Origin of the sequence: Pararobbsia silviterrae, from assembly GCF_003628125.1 — a bacterium.
In the GTDB taxonomy this organism is placed as follows: Bacteria; Pseudomonadota; Gammaproteobacteria; order Burkholderiales; family Burkholderiaceae; genus Pararobbsia; species Pararobbsia silviterrae.
This window is the reverse complement of record NZ_RBZU01000004.1, coordinates 319,185-336,535: the sequence shown is the minus strand read 5'-3', so window position 1 is coordinate 336,535 and position 17,351 is coordinate 319,185. Positions and strand designations below refer to the sequence as shown.

Annotated in this window: 15 protein-coding genes; 10 read left to right on the top strand and 5 right to left on the bottom strand. The window is 66.8% G+C overall.

Going from position 1 to position 17,351, the window contains the following annotated elements; genetic code table 11:
- Positions 1-80: 80 nt before the first annotated feature.
- Positions 81-830: a CerR family C-terminal domain-containing protein gene (locus D7S86_RS11950; RefSeq protein WP_121086667.1), complete on the bottom strand. Its 750-nt coding sequence runs from the start codon at positions 828-830 to the stop codon at positions 81-83.
- Positions 831-939: 109 nt separating this feature from the next.
- On the opposite strand from D7S86_RS11950, the gene D7S86_RS11945 reads away from it, so the two are divergent.
- The 10 genes from D7S86_RS11945 (at position 940) to D7S86_RS11900 (ending at position 12,953) form a co-directional block, all read left to right on the top strand.
- Positions 940-2,091 (top strand): HlyD family secretion protein, encoded by a 1,152-nt coding sequence (locus tag D7S86_RS11945; RefSeq protein ID WP_121086665.1) that lies wholly within the window; start codon positions 940-942, stop codon positions 2,089-2,091.
- A 106-nt stretch (positions 2,092-2,197) separates the two neighbouring features.
- Positions 2,198-3,715: an MDR family MFS transporter gene (locus D7S86_RS11940; RefSeq protein WP_240648113.1), complete on the top strand. Its 1,518-nt coding sequence runs from the start codon at positions 2,198-2,200 to the stop codon at positions 3,713-3,715.
- Between the two features lie 6 nt (positions 3,716-3,721).
- Positions 3,722-5,188, top strand: coding sequence for an efflux transporter outer membrane subunit (locus tag D7S86_RS11935; protein WP_121086660.1), 1,467 nt, complete (start codon positions 3,722-3,724; stop codon positions 5,186-5,188).
- A 205-nt stretch (positions 5,189-5,393) separates the two neighbouring features.
- Entirely contained in the window at positions 5,394-6,974 is a 1,581-nt protein-coding gene (locus D7S86_RS11930) for a cation:proton antiporter (RefSeq protein WP_121086658.1), read from the top strand.
- A 186-nt stretch (positions 6,975-7,160) separates the two neighbouring features.
- Positions 7,161-7,583, top strand: coding sequence for a DUF1810 domain-containing protein (locus D7S86_RS11925; protein WP_121086656.1), 423 nt, complete (start codon positions 7,161-7,163; stop codon positions 7,581-7,583).
- Between the two features lie 24 nt (positions 7,584-7,607).
- Complete coding sequence (gorA, locus tag D7S86_RS11920; RefSeq protein WP_121086654.1) at positions 7,608-8,966, top strand: glutathione-disulfide reductase; 1,359 nt, start codon at positions 7,608-7,610, stop codon at positions 8,964-8,966.
- A 324-nt stretch (positions 8,967-9,290) separates the two neighbouring features.
- Complete coding sequence (locus D7S86_RS11915; RefSeq protein WP_121086652.1) at positions 9,291-9,839, top strand: RNA polymerase sigma factor; 549 nt, start codon at positions 9,291-9,293, stop codon at positions 9,837-9,839.
- Positions 9,836-10,783, top strand: a complete 948-nt coding sequence (locus tag D7S86_RS11910) for an anti-sigma factor (protein ID WP_121086650.1) — start codon at positions 9,836-9,838, stop codon at positions 10,781-10,783. The genes D7S86_RS11915 and D7S86_RS11910 overlap by 4 nt, the downstream gene beginning before the upstream one ends.
- Positions 10,784-10,844: 61 nt before the next feature.
- On the top strand, positions 10,845-11,447 hold the full coding sequence (locus D7S86_RS11905; protein ID WP_121086648.1) for a cytochrome b: 603 nt from the start codon (positions 10,845-10,847) through the stop codon (positions 11,445-11,447).
- A gap of 27 nt (positions 11,448-11,474) precedes the next feature.
- Positions 11,475-12,953: a glycosyltransferase family 2 protein gene (locus tag D7S86_RS11900; protein ID WP_121086646.1), complete on the top strand. Its 1,479-nt coding sequence runs from the start codon at positions 11,475-11,477 to the stop codon at positions 12,951-12,953.
- Positions 12,954-12,987: 34 nt separating this feature from the next.
- Here the strand turns inward: D7S86_RS11900 and D7S86_RS11895 are convergent, their stop codons facing one another.
- The 4 genes from D7S86_RS11895 to D7S86_RS11880 form a co-directional block, all read right to left on the bottom strand.
- Complete coding sequence (locus tag D7S86_RS11895) at positions 12,988-13,779, bottom strand: ABC transporter ATP-binding protein (protein WP_121086643.1); 792 nt, start codon at positions 13,777-13,779, stop codon at positions 12,988-12,990.
- Entirely contained in the window at positions 13,776-15,581 is a 1,806-nt protein-coding gene (locus D7S86_RS11890; protein WP_121086641.1) for a branched-chain amino acid ABC transporter ATP-binding protein/permease, read from the bottom strand. Before D7S86_RS11890 ends, D7S86_RS11895 begins: the two co-directional genes overlap by 4 nt.
- A complete protein-coding gene (locus tag D7S86_RS11885; RefSeq protein WP_121086639.1) occupies positions 15,578-16,648 on the bottom strand; it encodes a branched-chain amino acid ABC transporter permease in 1,071 nt (356 codons plus the stop codon). The genes D7S86_RS11890 and D7S86_RS11885 overlap by 4 nt, the downstream gene beginning before the upstream one ends.
- A 150-nt stretch (positions 16,649-16,798) precedes the next feature.
- Positions 16,799-17,335, bottom strand: a complete 537-nt coding sequence (locus tag D7S86_RS11880) for a cytochrome b (protein WP_121086637.1) — start codon at positions 17,333-17,335, stop codon at positions 16,799-16,801.
- Between the last annotated feature and the right edge of the window lie 16 nt (positions 17,336-17,351).

Below are 17,351 nucleotides of genomic sequence, written 5' to 3'. Positions count from 1 at the left end.
AAACGCTCGGAAAAATCCGATCGGCGATGGGATAAGCAGATGCATGGCCTGCATTTTGTCGATACAGGACGACCGTTCGATCAGACGGGCGACTTGAAGTCTGCGGCGCCATCCGCGCCGCGCGCGCGCCGCTCGCCGATCATGGCCTCGAGCAATTGAATAGTCTGCAGACGCACGACACGCCGGATTTTCTCGAGGCGTTCGTCATCGACCTGTTCCCAGCCGAGCGTCTTGAACGCGGCGCGCCGCATCACGTGGAACACATGCGCCGGGCCGCCGAGTCCCATCGTGCGGATCAGCGTGTCTTCGTCGTCGGGCGATTGGCCGAGCAGGCGGCCGACGAGCGACGCCTTGACCGCGACCATGCGCCGGTTGATCTCGTTGTTGAAGATCGCGTGACCGATCTCGGGACCGAGCCCCGCCTGCTCGCGCGCCATAAACCAGCGCCATTCGTCGGCCACACGCGACTTGAACATGAATTCGACGATGCAATCCTGGATCGCGCAGTACGCGTCGACGAGCGCGCCGTCCTCGCATGCGGGATCGGCCAGCACACGCTCGGCGGCCTCGACGGGCGCTTCGAGGCGCGCCCACACCTGCTCGACGATATGGAGCAGACACGCGACGTACACCCCTTCCTTGTTGTCGAAGTAGTACTGGAGCGCCGGCGCGTTGACGCCCGCGCTTGCCGCGATATCACGCGTCGACGCGCCATCGAAACCGAGCTCGCCGAACAGCCGGATCGCCGCCGTGATGATCCGCGCGCGTGTTTCCTCTCCGCGCGGATAGCCGCCTTCGGTCGAATGTCTGGGCCGTAACGTCCGGTTCATCGAGCAGATCCGTGAATAAATTGGGTCAACCACGCAGAAATATAACAGTTGACAGATATTTCCCGACTGGAATAATTCTCCCGAATGGAAAAAATCTGGAGCCTCCTTCATGTCCGCAACCGCGCCCGCCGGTGAACACGGCGGTCTCGCCGCCCCGGCCAAACGTTCGAACCGCAAGGCCGTGCTGCTCGGCCTGTGCATCCTCGCCGCGCTCGGCGCGAGCGCCTGGGGTCTGCGCTGGTGGACCGTCGGGCGCTTCATCGAATCGACCGACGACGCCTATCTGCAGGCCGACAGCGTCACCGCCGCGCCGAAGATCTCGGGCTACGTCGTCGAAGTTTATGTCGCCGACAACCAGACCGTGAGCGCCGGACAGCCGCTCGTGCGTCTCGACCCGCGCCCTTACGAGGTCAGCCTTCAGCAGGCGAACGCGACGATCGCGGCGCGCGAGGCCGATATCGCGCGTGCTCAGGCCGAACTCGCGCAGCAGCAAGCGAGCATCGCGCAGGCGCGCGCCCAGCTCGACGGCGCGAAGGCGAGCGACGCCTACGCGAGCGACCAGTTGACGCGCTACGCGCCGCTCGCGGCGACGGGCGCCGAAACCGACGAGCGCGTGGCCGAACTGCGCAACGCGCGCAAGCAGGCCGCCGCGACGCTCGCGGCCGATGCGGCGGCGCTCGACGCCGCGCAACGCCAGATCCCGACGACCCAGGCGCAGGTCCTCCAGGCGCGCGCACAGCTTGCCGCGGCGCAAGCGAGCGCGAGCCAGGCGAAGCTCGATCTCGGCGATACGGTCGTGCGCAGCACGATCGCCGGACGCATCGGCGACCGTGCGGTCCGCGCGGGGCAATACGCGCAACCCGGCACCCGTCTGATGACGATCGTGCCCGTGCAGGACGTCTATCTCGAAGCGAATTTCAAGGAAACGCAGCTCGGCCTGATGCGCGTGGGGCAACCCGCGACGATTCACGTCGACGCGCTCGCGGGCGACGACCTCCACGGCACGGTCGACAGCTTTTCGCCGGGCACGGGTTCGCAGTTCGCGCTGCTGCCGCCGCAGAACGCGACGGGCAACTTCACGAAGATCGTGCAGCGCGTGCCCGTGCGCATTCGTATCGACGCGCCCGAAGCCGTGCGCGCGCGACTGCTGCCGGGCCTTTCGGTGACGGTGCGCGTCGACACGCGCGGCGCGCGCGCGGCGCTCGACGGTCACGAAGGCGACGGCGCGGCATCCAACGAAGGCGGATCGCATCGTGGCTGAGGCCGTCCCGCATCGCGGCTCGCCCGACGCCGGCGGCGCCCAAGCCACCCCTGGTGCGCCCGCCGCGGCCGCCGCGCGCGCGCCGAACGCGACGGCCGCCGACTGGATCGCGGTCGCCGCGGGCTCGCTCGGCGCGCTGCTCGCGACACTCGACATTTCGATCACGAATTCCGCCTTGCCGCAGATCCAGGGACAAATCGGCGCGGCCGGCACCGAAGGCACGTGGATCTCGACCGGCTATCTGATGTCCGAGATCGTCATGATCCCGCTTGCGGCATGGCTCACGCGCGTGTTCGGTCTGCGCAACTTCCTGATCGCGAACACGCTCTGCTTCACGCTGTTCTCGATGATGTGCGGCTTTTCGCACAGCCTCGCGCAAATGGTCATCGGCCGGATCGGCCAAGGCTTCGCGGGCGGCGCGATGATCCCGACCGCGCAGACGATCGTCGCCACGCGCCTGCCCCGCCATCAGATGCCGGTCGGCATGACGGTGTTCGGCCTCATCGTGCTGCTGGGCCCGCTGCTCGGCCCGGTCGTCGGCGGCTGGCTTGCCGAGAACATCGACTGGAGCTGGTGCTTCTTCCTGAACCTGCCCGTCTCGATCGCGTTGATCGGCCTGCTGCTGTTCGGTCTGGGCCGCGATACGGTCCATCTCGACCGCTTCTTCAACGCGGACTGGCTCGGCATCGTGGGCCTCGCGACCGGCCTCAGCTGCCTGACCGTCGTGCTCGAGGAAGGCCAGCGCGAGCGCTGGTTCGAATCGTCGATGATCGTCTGGCTCAGCATCGTGGCGACGGTCGGCATCGCCCTGCTGATCGCCGCGCAATTCACGGCGAAGCAGCCCGTCGTGCGGCTTCGGCTGCTGATGAACAAGAACTACGCGAGCGTGATCCTCATCGTGTTCACGGTCGGCGCGGGTCTCTACGGCATTTCGTATCTGTTGCCGCAGTTCCTGAGCACGGTCTCCGGATACAACGCCGAGCAGTCGGGCGCCGTGATGCTCGTATCGGGCGTGCCGGCCTTCCTGATGATGCCGATCCTGCCGCGCGTGCTCGGCAAAATCGATTCGCGCCTGCTCGTCATCGCGGGCCTCGCGTGCTTCACTGCAAGCTGCATGCTCGACATTTCGCTGACCGCCCAGAGCGTCGGTCACGACTTCTATGCGTCGCAACTGCTGCGAGGCTTCGGCCAGATGCTCGCGATGATGCCGCTCAACCAGGCGTCGATGGCCGCCGTGCCGAAGCAGGAAGCCGGCGACGCGGCGGGCCTCTACAACATGGCCCGCAATCTCGGCGGCTCGGTCGGTCTCGCGCTGATCGGCACCTTCATCGACCGCCGCACGCACTATCACGACGACGTCATTCGCGAATCGGTGTCGGCGAACAGCATGATCGGCCAGGACCATATCCAGTCCGTCGCCGCGAGCTTCATCGCGAATCACGGCGATGCGGCCTATGCGAAGCTCCAGGCGCTGGGCCAGCTTGCGACACAGATCGCGCAGCAGGCCACCGTCATGACGTTCTCCGAAACCTTTTTCGTTCTCGGCATCGCGCTCGCGCTCTGCGCGCCGCTCGCGCTGCTCCTCAAGAAGCCTTCGGCCGGCGCTGCGTCGGCGGGCCACTGATCTCCCATGAAGCCATCCGTTTCTCCGTTGCTTCGCCGTTGCCTCATCGCCACCGCGGCCTGCGCGTTCGTCGCGGGCTGCACGGTCGGCCCCAATTACGCGGGCGCGCCCGAGGTGGCGCCGAACGCCACGCACGCCGATCGCTTCGCGCGCGCGCCGAACGCCGGCATCGCCTCCGACGCCGCACCCGCGCAGTGGTGGACGTCGCTCGACGATCCGCTGCTCACGCGCCTCATCGAAACGGCGCTCGAACACAACACGGATATCCGCGCGGCGCGGGCGCGCCTGCGCGAATCGCGCGCCGGGCTGCGCGAACAACAGCGCGACGCGCTGCCCAAGACGTCGGCAAGCGCCGCCGATATCCGCCTGCGCGCGCCCGACACCTCGCTGCTGTCGAATGACTCCGGAAGCGGCAGTTCGAGTTCGGGTCGCGGACCCATCGATCTCTACGAAGTCGGGTTCGACGCCAGTTGGGAAGTCGATCTGTTCGGCGGCACGCGCCGCGCGATCGAGGCCGCATCCGATCAGGCCGATGCCAGCGAGGCGGACCTCGCCGACACGCATGTCGAGATCGCCGCGGAAGTCGCGCAAGCCTATGTCGACCTCCGCGATCAGCAGCAACGTCTCGCACTCGTGCGCGCCTCGGCCGACCTCGAATCGCAGATGCTCGATCTCACGCGACAGCGGCGCACGCGCGGCGTCGCATCGGATCTCGACGTCGAGCGGATTCGCACGCAGGTCGAGACCACGCGTTCGAATCTGATTCCGCTCGACGCACAGATCACCGAATCGCTCGATCAGCTCGCGTTGCTGACGGGCCGCGAACCAGGCGCGCTCGATGCGGAATTGAGCCCCGCCGGCACGCTGCCCGTGCTGCCCGAGACCGTCGCGGTCGGCGATCCGGCCGCGCTGCTCAAGCAGCGGCCCGATATCCGCGCCGCCGAGCGTCGTCTCGCGGCGCAGACCGCGCAAATCGGCGAACGCGAGGCCGACTGGTTTCCGAAGCTCACGCTGTTCGGCGACCTCGGATTCACGGCCGCCGATCCGGGCCATCTGATGCGCAAGGAAAACTTCTCGTGGGTCGGCATTCCGTACCTGCAATGGAACGGTCTCGATTTCGGCCGCGTAAAGGCGCGCGTCGATCAGGCCGGCGCGTCACGCGACGAAGCCCAGGCCCAATACGAAGGGGCCGTGCTCGGCGCCTTGCGCGACGCGAACGTCGCGCTCTCGCGATACGGACATCAACGCGAGAACGTCTATAGCCTTCGCTCGGTCGAGTCGTCCGCGTCGCACACGGCGCAGCTCACGCGCCAGCGCTATCAGGCCGGCGTCTCGACGGCGCTCGACTGGCTCGACGCCGAACGCACGCGCTATTCGGCCGAACAGAACCGGATCTCGGGCGACGCCGAACTCGTCAAGGATTACGTCGCGCTCCAGAAAGCGCTCGGCCTCGGCTGGACGCCGCCGGGCTGATCGCGTTCGATTGCGCTCGATTGCGTTCTCGCGCGGCGCTCGGAGCTTTCAACGCCCTGACACGCCGCACGGGGACCGGATATAGTCTGGGTCGGCCCCGACGGTCTGCCATACGCGTGCCCCGAAGCGTGCCCCGAGCGCGTCCGGGTCCGCGGATCCGTCACGACGCCGGCCCGTCCGTTCCGACTCCCGTCTTTCGAGCGCCATGTCTTCAGTCGACGCCTTCAAGCTTGTCCTGATCTGTCTGATCGCGATGGTCGGACTCCAGTTGCTCGCCACGCGCCTGCGCCTGCCGCCGGCGGCCGCGCTGCTGCTCGGCGGCACCGCGCTCGCGTTTCTGCCCGGTTTGCCGCCGATCACGCTCGACCCGGACCTCGTGCTCATCGTGTTCCTGCCGCCGCTGCTCATGAACGGCGCGTATTTCTCGGTCTGGGACGATCTCAAGTCCAATTTCGCATCGATCCTGCTGCTGGCCGTCGGCGCCGTCGTGTTCACGACGCTGTGCGTGGGCCTCGCGCTCCATTGGGTCATCCCCGCGCTGCCATGGGCGGCCTGCTTCGCGCTCGGCGCGATCGTCTCGCCGCCCGACGCCGTCGCGGCCAAAGCCGTGCTCGAACGTCTCGCGTTGCCGCGCCGCCTCACGGTACTGCTCGAAGGCGAAAGCCTGCTCAACGACGCGGCGGGACTCGTGCTCGTGCGCTTCGCGGTGTCGGCGGCGCTGACCGGCGCCTTCAGCGCGTCGAGCGCGGCGCTGTCGTTCGGACTGCTCGCGCTCGGCGGCATCGCGGTCGGCGGCGTGGTCGCCTATGCGCTGATCAAGGCGCTCAAGTATCTCAACGACGATTTCCTGATGATCACCATCACGCTGCTCGCGTCGTGGATCAGCTATATCGTCGCGGACTTCATCGGCGTGTCGAGCGTGATCTCGACCGTGACATGCGGTCTCGCCATCGGCTGGTACCAGCACGAACTGTTCTCCGCGGCCGCACGGCTGCGTGGTACGTCTTTCTGGGCCGTCATGGTCTTTCTGCTCGAAGCGCTCGTCTTCATCCTGATCGGACTGTCGCTGCGCGGCGTCGTCACGCGCCTCGAAGCCCATGGCGCGCTGCCGCTGCTGATTCCGGCCGTCGCGACCGTCATCGTCGCGGTCATCGTCTCGCGCTTCGTCTATGTATTCGGCATCGACGGCGTCGGGGCGCTGGTGCGCCGCCTGCGCGGCGACGCCACGCGGACCGACTGGAAAGCCACGACGATCCTCGGCTGGGCCGGCATGCGCGGCGTCGTGACGCTCGCCGTCGCGCTCGGTCTGCCCGATTCGATGCCCGGGCGCGACATGATCCTCGTCGCGTCGTTCGCGGTCATCTTCGTGACCGTCGTCATCCAGGGCTCGACGATCGGCGCCGTGATCCGATGGGTTGCGCCCGACGACACCGATGTCCGCAACACGCGCCATCTGAACGAGCCGCAAGCATGGGCGCATCTCGAAGCCGCGCAGCTCGGCGCGATCGAGTCGCTCGTGCGCGACGCCGAGGGCAAGCTGATCCACCCGCGCCTCTTCGAGCAATACAGCTATCGCGCGCAACTCAGCAAAAGCATCAGCGAGCTCGACACGTTTCCGACCGATCGCCGCATCGCGCACTATGACATCGTGCTCGCCGCGATCGCGGCCGGCCGCGAGGAATTGCTGCGCCTGCACCGCGCCGGCATGCTGCACGACGAACTCATGCACGCACTCGAACGCGATCTCGATCTGCAGGAAATCTCGGCGCGCCATAACCGCGGATAGGCGCTTGAGGCTCCGCCCTTGACGAAGCCGTCACGCGCCGATGACGAGCCCGTGACAGGCGAGGGATAGGCCTGTACATCTGGGCCTGTACATCCGCTCCCGGAAGCCGGAAAATCACCGGCACCGGCGAGTCGCAGACGATGGCCTGTTCGGACTCGCAAGACGCTTCAAAGAGGACGGTTTGCGATGAACGACCCATTCAAACTCCGACGCTTCGTCGACGCACAAACCCCGATCTACGACCAGGCGCGCGCCGAACTCGAAGCCGGCAAAAAGCGCTCGCACTGGATGTGGTTCATTTTTCCGCAGTACCTGGGGCTCGGTAAAAGCGAAATGTCCGAGGCCTATGGCATCGCCTCGCGCGAGGAGGCCGAAGCCTATCTTCAACATCCGGTGCTCGGTGCGCGCATTCGCGAAGTCACGCGTATCGTCAACGATCTCGAGGATCGCACCATCGAGCAGATCTTCGGTTACCCCGACGAACTCAAGTTTCGATCGTCGATGACGCTGTTCGCCGAAGTCGCCGAAGACGACAACGAGTTCGACGAAGCCCTCGACAAATACTTCGAGGGCGAAGCCGATCCCCAGACCCTGCACCTCATGCGATAAGCGGGTGCCCGCAACGGAACCACCATGGCGTTTGATTTCGACCTGTTCGTGATTGGCGCAGGCTCGGGCGGCGTGCGCGCCGCGCGTTTTTCGGCAGGCTTCGGCGCGCGCGTCGCGATCGCCGAAAGCCGCTACCTCGGCGGCACCTGCGTCAATGTCGGCTGCGTGCCGAAGAAACTGCTCGTCTACGGCGCGCACTACAGCGAAGAACTCGCGCACGCGCACGCATACGGCTGGAGCGCGAGCGCACCCGAGTTCGACTGGCCCACGCTGATCGCGCACAAGAATGCCGAGATCGAGCGGCTCAACGGCGCGTATCGGTCCTTGCTCGTCAAGAGCGGCGTCACGCTCATCGAAGGGCATGCGAAGCTCGTCGACCCGCATACCGTCGAAATCAACGGACAACGGCACACGGCGGAGCGCATCCTGCTCGCGACCGGCACATGGCCGAACGTGCCCGATATTCCCGGCAAGGAACACGCGATCACGTCGAACGATGCGTTTTTCCTCGATACCTTGCCGCGTCGCGCCATCGTCATGGGCGGCGGCTATATCGCGGTCGAATTCGCGTCGATCTTCAACGGACTCGGCGTCGAAACGACGCAGCTCTATCGCGGCGAGTTGTTTCTGCGCGGGTTCGACCGATCGATTCGCGAACATCTGCGCGAAGAACTCACGAAAAAGGGCCTCGACCTGCGCTTCCGCACGACGATCACGGGCATCGACAAACAGCCGGACGGCAGCCTGCGCGTGACGCTCGACGACGGCGCCACGCTCGACACCGATCTCGTGATGTTCGCGACGGGCCGGCGTCCGATGCTCGACGATCTCGGCCTCGAGAACACGCGTATCGCGTTGAACGACGAAGGATTCATCCGCGTCGACGCGCACTACGTCACGACCGAGCCGTCGATTCTCGCGCTTGGCGACGTCATCGGCCGCGTTCAGCTCACGCCGGTCGCGACAGCCGAAGGCATGGCCGTCGCGCGGCGCCTGTTCCGGCCGTCCGAATACCGCCCCGTCGATTACCACGGCATTCCGACCGCGGTATTCAGCCTGCCCCATATCGGCACGGTCGGCCTGACCGAAGACCAGGCGATCCTCGCGGGCCACAACATCACGGTCTATGAAAGCCGTTTCGGCACGCTCAAGCTCGCGTTGACCGAGTCGAATGAAAAGACGTTCATGCGCCTCATCGTCGATTCCGATACCGACCGCGTGCTCGGCGTGCATATGGTCGGCGCGGACGCGGGCGAGATCATCCAGGGCATGGCGGTCGCGCTCAAGGCGGGGGCGACCAAACGCGTGTTCGACGAGACGATCGGCATTCACCCGACGTCGGCCGAAGAGTTCGTGACCATGCGTACGCCAGTTAATGCGTAATCACGCAGCATACAGATTCGTCTGATCGGGCCTGACGCGCTGCGATCGCACAATCGCATGCGCTCGCGGACCCCGCGCGCCGTGCGCATTCCTTATCGCGACACACGGCAGCGTCCGCATACATCGCGCCTGCACGAGCACACGCTCGGCGCCTCTCAAAACGATGCGCCAGGCGCGGGAATAAAACGCGACCCCGGTGCGTTTTATTCCGCGACGACGCCCTGCGCGCACGCGTTTTCGGGACCCGATCGATTACGGTTTGTTTCACGAGCAGAGCCTGCAAACCTTGGCTAGACTTGCGTCATCGTGACGAGGAACCCGTCGATGACGCGCGACGAATTACCTGCCTTGCTGCCTGAACTGCTGCCGCGGATCTGGGCGTTCGCGCTGCGTCTGGCCGCCGATCGCCACGATGCCGAGGACCTCGTGCAGCGCGCCTGCGTGCGTGCGCTCGAACGCCGCCATCAATGGCAACCGGGCACGTCCGCGCTGAGCTGGCTGTTCTCGATCGTCCATTCGATCTGGATCGACGAGATTCGCGCGCGACAGATTCGCGGCCGCGCGCGCGTCGAATGGAACGAAGCGCTCGTGGAGACGGTCGCCGACCCCGCCGCGACGGACCCGTTGGCCGATCTGCTCTACAAGCAGGTGATCGCCGCCGTCGATGCGTTGCCCGACGCTCAGCGCGTCGTCATGTTGCTCGTTGCCGTCGAGGGGTTGAGTTATCGTGAAGCCGCCGAAGTCCTTGAAATACCGATCGGTACCGTGATGAGCCGTTTATCCCGCGCGCGCCTGACCATCGGCGCGCAATTCAGCACGCCGACGCCGCATGCCGACGCCGATCGCGGCGCGCGCAAGGATGCGCATCCATGAACATCGACGACACCTTGCTGATGGCCTACGTCGATGGCGAACTGCCGCCTTCGCGCAAGGCCGAGCTCGCGCAGGCGATCGCGCACTCGGACGAGCTCGCGGCCCGGGTCGCGGCGCTGCGCGCGTCGGCGTTGCCCTATCGCGCGGCGTTCACGCATGCGGAACTCCCGCCCGTGCCCGCCGCGCTCGCCGACTTCATCGAGACGCTCGCGCGAACCGGCGACGGCGCGCGCGGCGAGCGCGGCGAGCGCGGAGCGAACACCGATCCGAACGCCGACGTCGCGACGCATGCCGATCGTACGCATCACGGCCTCGGCTCATCGGATCTCGCACAAGACGAACGGATCGCATCGATGCCCGACGCGGCGATAACCTCCGACGCGACCGCATCGACACGCGGCACGCATCGTGCGCGCCGGCCCGGCCTCTGGCTCGCGGCCGCCTTTATCGCGGGCGCGTTCGTTTGCGGCGCAGCGCTCAAGTTCGGGCCGATGCTCGGCGAACCGCGCGTCGCCCCCTGGCTCGAAGCCGCCGCCGGCTATCAAGAGCTTTACACGCGCGACACCGTCTACGACCTACCCGACAGCGCGACGCTCGATGCACGCGTGCTCGACGAAGTCCATCAAGAAGACCATCTGCCGATCGCGATTCCCGATCTGCGCGACGCGGGCCTCACGTTCAAGCGTATCCAGCGCCTGCGATTCCGCGGCCGGCCGTTGATCCAGATCGTGTACCTGCCCGTGCACGGCGATCCCGTCGCGCTGTGCGTCATCGATGCGAAAGCCGACCAGCCGATGAAATCGCAACATGTCTACGGCATGGACGTCGTTTCATGGAGTCGCGATAAGCTCGCGTTCGCGCTGATCGGCCGCAATCGCGACGTCGATCTCGCGGCCGTGCATCGACAGCTTGCCGACGACCCGTCACGGCTGCGCGTCGAATAAACCCGCGCGCCGCTTCGTTAACCCCATGTCATCCGACCGACCCGCGAATCCGGAGATCCCTATGACCGCACGCCCCGAACCGCTACGCGACGTGGCCTCGCACGCCGCGCCCGCGGGCCGATACACGCGCCCCGCCATCGTGCTGCACTGGCTCATCGCGCTCGGCATCATCGTCAATATCGCGCTGGCGTGGAGCGCCGATTCGCTGCCCGACAACTGGGTTCGCCCCGTCATCGACACGCACAAGTCGATCGGCATCACGGTTCTCGGACTGGCGATCCTGCGCGTGCTCTGGCGCGTGACGCATCGTCCGCCGCCGCTGCCCGCCGAATTTCCGGCGTGGGAACGGAAAAGTGCGCATGCCGCGCACATTTTGCTTTACGTGCTCATCTTCGCGATGCCGCTCTCGGGATGGCTGCACGACTCGGCCTGGAAAGCCGCCGCGACGCATCCGATGTCGCTGTTCTATCTGATTCCGTTTCCGCGCATCGGCTTCGTCATGAGCCAGCCGCCCGCGCTCAAGGAGCATCTGCACGATCTGTTCGGCTTGATCCATACCTCGCTGGCGTATGGACTCTATGTGCTTGTCGGGCTGCATATCGCGGGCGCGCTCAAGCACGAATGGATCGATCGCAAGTCCGTGATCCGGCGCATGTTGCCCTAGGCATTCTTCGTTCCCAGTGTCCTGTTGATGAACCCCACTCCACTCGAAACCGCGCTCGCCGCCGCTTCGCCCCGCCTCACGCCACGCCCGACGACCTGGATCAGCGTGCTGATCCACGGCAGCGTCATGGTGCTCTGGATCCTGCTGTTCGCTCGCGCGTTCTTTCTGAAGGGCACGCTCGCGTGGTCCGCGGGCATCGTCTATATCGGCTACGACACCGTGCTGCTCGTCTTCGTGACGATTCAATCGCTGCCCTTGCTGCGGCGCGTGCCGCCGGATGTCGTCGCGACGCCGGGCGTGGCCCCGTCCGCACGGGTCACGCTCGGCGTCATCGTCGCCGCGTACAACGAAGCGAGCGTGCTGCCCGTGACGCTCGACGCGCTGTTCGAGCAGGACGACGCACCCGATGAAATCGTCATCGCCGACGACGGATCGACCGACGCCACCGCCGCGCTGCTCGCCGAACGCTATGGACTCGAACGCGCGCCCGACGGCGAGATCGGCGCGCCGAGCCCGACGCATCCGACGCTGCGCTGGCTGCGCGTCGCGCACGGCGGCAAGGCGCGCGCGCTCAACGCCGCGATCGGCGCGATGCGCAGCGACACGCTGATGACGGTCGACGCCGACACCTTGCTCGCACCCGGCGCATGCCGCGCGATGCGCCACGCGTTTGCGACCGAAACGTATCTCGTCAGCGCGGCCGGCATTCTGACGCCGCTCTGCGGACACACGCGCGAGGGCCGTTTTTTCCAGTGGTTCCAGACCTACGAATACATCCGGAACTTCATTTCGCGCTATGCGTGGATGCGGGCGGAAAGCCTGCTGCTCATCTCGGGCGCGTTCGCGTGCTTTCGGCGCGATGCGCTCGTCGAGGTCGGCGGCTTCGACCCCGAGTGCCTCGTCGAGGACTATGAGCTGATTCATCGGCTGCGGCGGTTCTCGGTCGATCACGCGCGCGGCTGGACCGTGCGCGTGATCGGCGCGGCCCAGGCGTTCACCGATGCGCCGAGCACGCTCGCATCGTTCCTGCGGCAGCGGCGGCGCTGGTTCGCGGGTTTTCTGCAGACGCAATACTGGAATCGCGACATGGCGGGCGATCGGCGCTACGGCGCCGTGGGTCTGCTCATGCTGCCGATCAAGGCGATCGACACAGTGCAGCCCATCTACGGCCTGACCGCGTTCGCACTGCTGCTCGGCTTCCTGTTCACGGGCGAGTACTCGGCGCTCGTGCCCGCGCTCGGCTTTATCGTCGGCAAGATCGCGATCGATCTCGCCTTCCACGTCTGGTCGGTCTATCTCTATCGGCGCTGGACGCGCAACACGACGACGTCGAACCTCGGCATGGCCTTGCTCGCGGCCATCACCGAGCCATTCTCGTTCCAGTTGCTGCGGCACACGGGCGCGACGCTCGGCTGGTTCCAGTTCGCGCTCGGACGCAAGACGTGGGGCGTCCAGCACCGCGCGGGCGTGCTCGGACAGCGCGCGCGCCGGCGACGCGTCGACTAAGGGATCGCGTCGCGGCCGGCCCGCGAGCCGTCGATCAGCTCGCCGTCTGCGGCGCGCCGCGTCGGCCCAGACCGAGATAGGTCTCGATCACACGCGGATTCTCGGCGAGTTCCGCGGCCGGCCCTTCGAGCACGACGTCGCCCGTTTCGAGCACATAGGCGTAGTCGGCGATCTGTAACGCGGCGCGCGCATTCTGCTCGACGAGCAAGGTCGCGACTCCCGTTTCCTTGAGCTGCGAGACGACACGCAGAATATCGCGCGTGACGAGCGGCGCGAGCCCGAGGCTCGGTTCGTCGAGCATCAGCAAATCGGGCTTGCCCATCAACGCGCGGCCGATCGCGAGCATCTGCCGCTCGCCGCCCGACAATGTGCCGGCCTGCTGCGTGCGCCGCTCAAGCAGACGCGGAAACAGCGCGAAAACGGCGTCGAGCGCATCGAGATAGTGTCGCTCGCCGGCCTTCTTGCGACGCCATGCGCCAAGCTTGAGATTGTCTTCGATGCTCATCGTCGCGAACAACGCGCGCGACTCGGGCACGAGACACATGCCGCGCGCGACGCGGGCCTCGATCGACAGATCGCCGACCGCGTCGCCCAGATGACGCACCGTCCCTTGCGCCTGCGCGCCCGCGGGCAAGGCCCCCATGAGTGCGTTGAGCAAGGTCGATTTACCCGCACCGTTCGGTCCGATGACGGTGACGATCTGCCCCGCATGCAGATTCAGATCGACGCCGCGCAGCGCTTCGACCTTGCGGTATCGCGCGCCGAGTCCGCGAACTTCGAGCACGGGAACGGCTCGCCCGGCATCGTGTGGTACGACCGCGCTCATTCGACACCTCCAAGATACGCATCGAGGACGGTCTGATTCGTGCGGATCTCGTCGGGCGTGCCCTCGGCGATCCGCGTGCCGAACTCCATCACCACGAGGTGATCGGTCAGATTCATGACGAAGTCCATATCGTGTTCGACGAGCAGGATGCTCATGCCGTCGTCACTGAGCTTGCGCAACAGACGCGCGAGCGCCTGCTTCTCCTGAAAGCGCAAACCGGCCGCCGGCTCGTCGAGCAACAGCAACACGGGGTCCGCGCAGAGCGCGCGTGCGATCTCGAGCACGCGCTGCTGTCCGAGCGCCAGACTGCCCGCTTCATCGTCGAGATGCGCGCCGAGCCCGACGCGTTCGACCTGGCGCGCCGCCTCGGCGAGCAGACGCGCTTCGTCATGCCGGTCGAGCCGCAGCATGCTGCGCCAGATCCCCGCGCCCGCGCGCCGGTGCGCGCCGAGCGCGACGTTATCGAGCACGCTCATGCGCGGCATGATCTTCACGTGCTGAAACGTGCGGCCGATGCCGCGCGCGGCGATCTTGCGCGCGGGCCGCCCGTCGATGCGCTCGCCGCGGAAGTGAATCGCGCCGCCGCTCGCCGCGAGCGCGCCCGACACGAGATTGAACGTCGTCGATTTGCCCGCGCCGTTCGGTCCGATGAGTCCGACGATCTCGCCCGCCGCGACGCGGAAGCTCACGTCGTTGACCGCGACGAGTCCGCCGAACGTCTTGCGGATCGCATCGACGACGAGCACAGCCTCGGCATCGGCCGGCTTCGCGCGCGTCGGCAACGCGGCGCCCGCGGCGAAGCGGCGTGCGCGCCGCGGCCGTTCGACAAAACGCGCGACCATCGGCCACAACCCGTCGCGCGCGAACTGGAGCAACGCGATCATCAGCACCCCGAACACGATGATCTCGTAGTTGCCGTTCGAGCCGAGCCAGCGCGGCAGCACGGACTGAAGCCAGTCCTGCAGCACGGTCAGCACGGCCGCGCCAAGCACCGCGCCGCCGACATGCGAGACGCCGCCGACGACCGCCATGAACAGATACTGAATGCCGTAATTGAGGCCGAACGGCGTCGGATTCACGGCACGCTGCAGATGCGCGTAAAGAAAGCCCGATAACGAGGCGAGCACGGCCGCGTGGATAAAAATCGCGATCTTGAGACGCGCCGTGTCGACCCCCATCGCCTCGGCCATCGCCCCGCCGCCGCGCAACGCACGGATCGCGCGGCCCGACCGGCTGTCGAGCAGATTGCGGACCGACAGCATCGCCACCGCGACGACGATCCAGATCAACACATACATGCGCCGTCCCGAGTCGAGCGTCCAGCCGAGCACGCCAAGCGCGGGAATGCCGTTGATGCCGTCGTATTTGCCGAGCCAGTCGAGGTTGCCGAACAGGAAGAACAGCGAGAGCCCCCAGGCAATCGTACCCAGCGGCAGATAGTGGCCCGACAGACGCATCGTGACGGCCCCGATCAGCGCGGCGGCGAGCGTCGTCACGACGATACCCGCGACAAGACCGATCCATGGCGACAGACCGTATTGCGTCGTCAGGACCGCGGTCGAGTACGCGCCGAGACCGACGAACGCGGCCTGTCCGAAGCTCGTCATGCCGCCGATGCCGGTCAGCAGCACAAGCCCGACGGCCACGATCGAATAGAGGCCGATATAGTCGAGCAGCGTGATCCAGTACTCGGGCACCGCGATCGGCGCGGGCCACAGCGGCAGCGTAAGGAGCACGATCCAGGGGATCGCGCACGCGACGAGCGGCCCCGCGCGCAGGCGTTCGCGTTGGACGGCGCTCATTCCTCGCCCTCCTCGACGTGTTGCGTCGCGAGACTGCGCCAGAGCAGCACGGGCACGATCAGCGCGAACACGATGACCTCCTTGTACGCGCTCGCCCAGAACGACGAGTACGACTCAAGCACGCCGACGAGCAACGCACCCGCCGCCGCGATCGGGTAACTGACGAGGCCGCCGATGATCGCGCCGACGAAACCCTTGAGCCCGATCAGGAAGCCGCCATCGTAGTAAATCGTCGTCAGCGGCGAAACGAGCACGCCGCTCAGCACGCCGAGACCGGCCGCCAGCGTGAACGCGATGCGGCCCGCGCGCGTCGTGCCGATACCGACGAGCTGCGCGCCGAGCCGATTGATCGACGTCGCGCGCAATGCCTTGCCCGTGAGTGTCTGGCCGAAGAACAGATACAGCGCGACGATCAGCAGCGCCGCGGCGACCACGACCACGAGACTCTGTCCGGACACGCTGAGACTGCCGAGCGTCAGGTTCGCGTCGGTCAGGCTCGCCGTGCGCGAGCCTTCGGCGCCGAACATCAGCAGGCCGAGGCCGACGAGCACGAAATGGACAGCGACCGCGACGATCAGCAACACGAGCGTGCTGGCTTCGGCGATGCGTTCGAATGCGAGGCGATAGATCAGCGGCCCCATCGGCACGACGATCAGGACCGTCAGCGCGAGCTCGGCCCAGAACGGCAGGTCCGCGTGGCGGGTCAGCACGCGCGCGAGACCACAGATCGCGAACGGATACAGCACGTCGCGCGCGAAGGCCGTGAGCAGCGCGCGCCCCGAGGCACCGGGACGCGCCGCGCCGCGGGCACGCGCGCGCAGATGGGTCGCGGCCTCGACCGCGAACGCCGCGCAGCCCAGCACGACAAGCAGCCAGCTCGTGGCGGGAAAGGTCTTCGATTCGATCGCGGCGAGCGTCAACGCCCCGTAAGAAACGAACTCGCCCTGCGGAATCAGGATCACGCGCGTGACCGAAAACACGAGCACGAGGCCCAGTGCAAGCAACGCGTAAATCGCACCGCTCGTGATCCCGTCCTGCGCGAGGATCGCGGCTATCGATACATCCATGGTGGTCGTGGGAAGCAGACAAGACAGGGACTGTCGGCCCCCCCGTTGTGCGGGTCCGGCCGACGGCGAACCGACGGTATGCCAGTTCCGGGCCTGCGCTGTCAACTTCGGCGTCGTCGATCACGGCGCGCCGCGGGCCCGCCGGCCCCGTCAGCGCCCGCTCGTCGCCATGCTCGACAGCACGCCGTCGCGACGCACGAGCCCATGGAACAGCGCCGCGCCGAGGTGGCCGAGCACGGTCAGGAACAGCAGATACGCGAGATACGTATGCGCGAGATGCAGCCGCGCGAACCACCATGCGTCGGCCGGCGCGATCGGCGGCAGTCGCCAGCCGCCGATCAGCGTGACCGGATAGCCGCCCGCCGAGACCATCGCCCAGCCGAGCAGCGGCATCGCGATCATGAGACCGTAGAGCACGAGGTGAGACAGATGCGCAACGAGCCGCTGGACGCCCGGCAGGTCGGCCGGCAACGGCGGCGCGCCCTTGCGCAGCCGCACGGCGATCCGGATCAAGGCGAGCACGAGGATCGCGATGCCCAAAGGCTTGTGGATCGCGATGAGCCAGCGATGCCGCTCGGACACGGTCTCGACCATGCCCGCGCCGATAAACAGCATCGCGACGATCGCGACAGCCATGGTCCAGTGCAGCAGCCGCTGCGCGCCGCTGAAATGCGGGGTCGAATTCATGGTCGGGGCCTCGGAA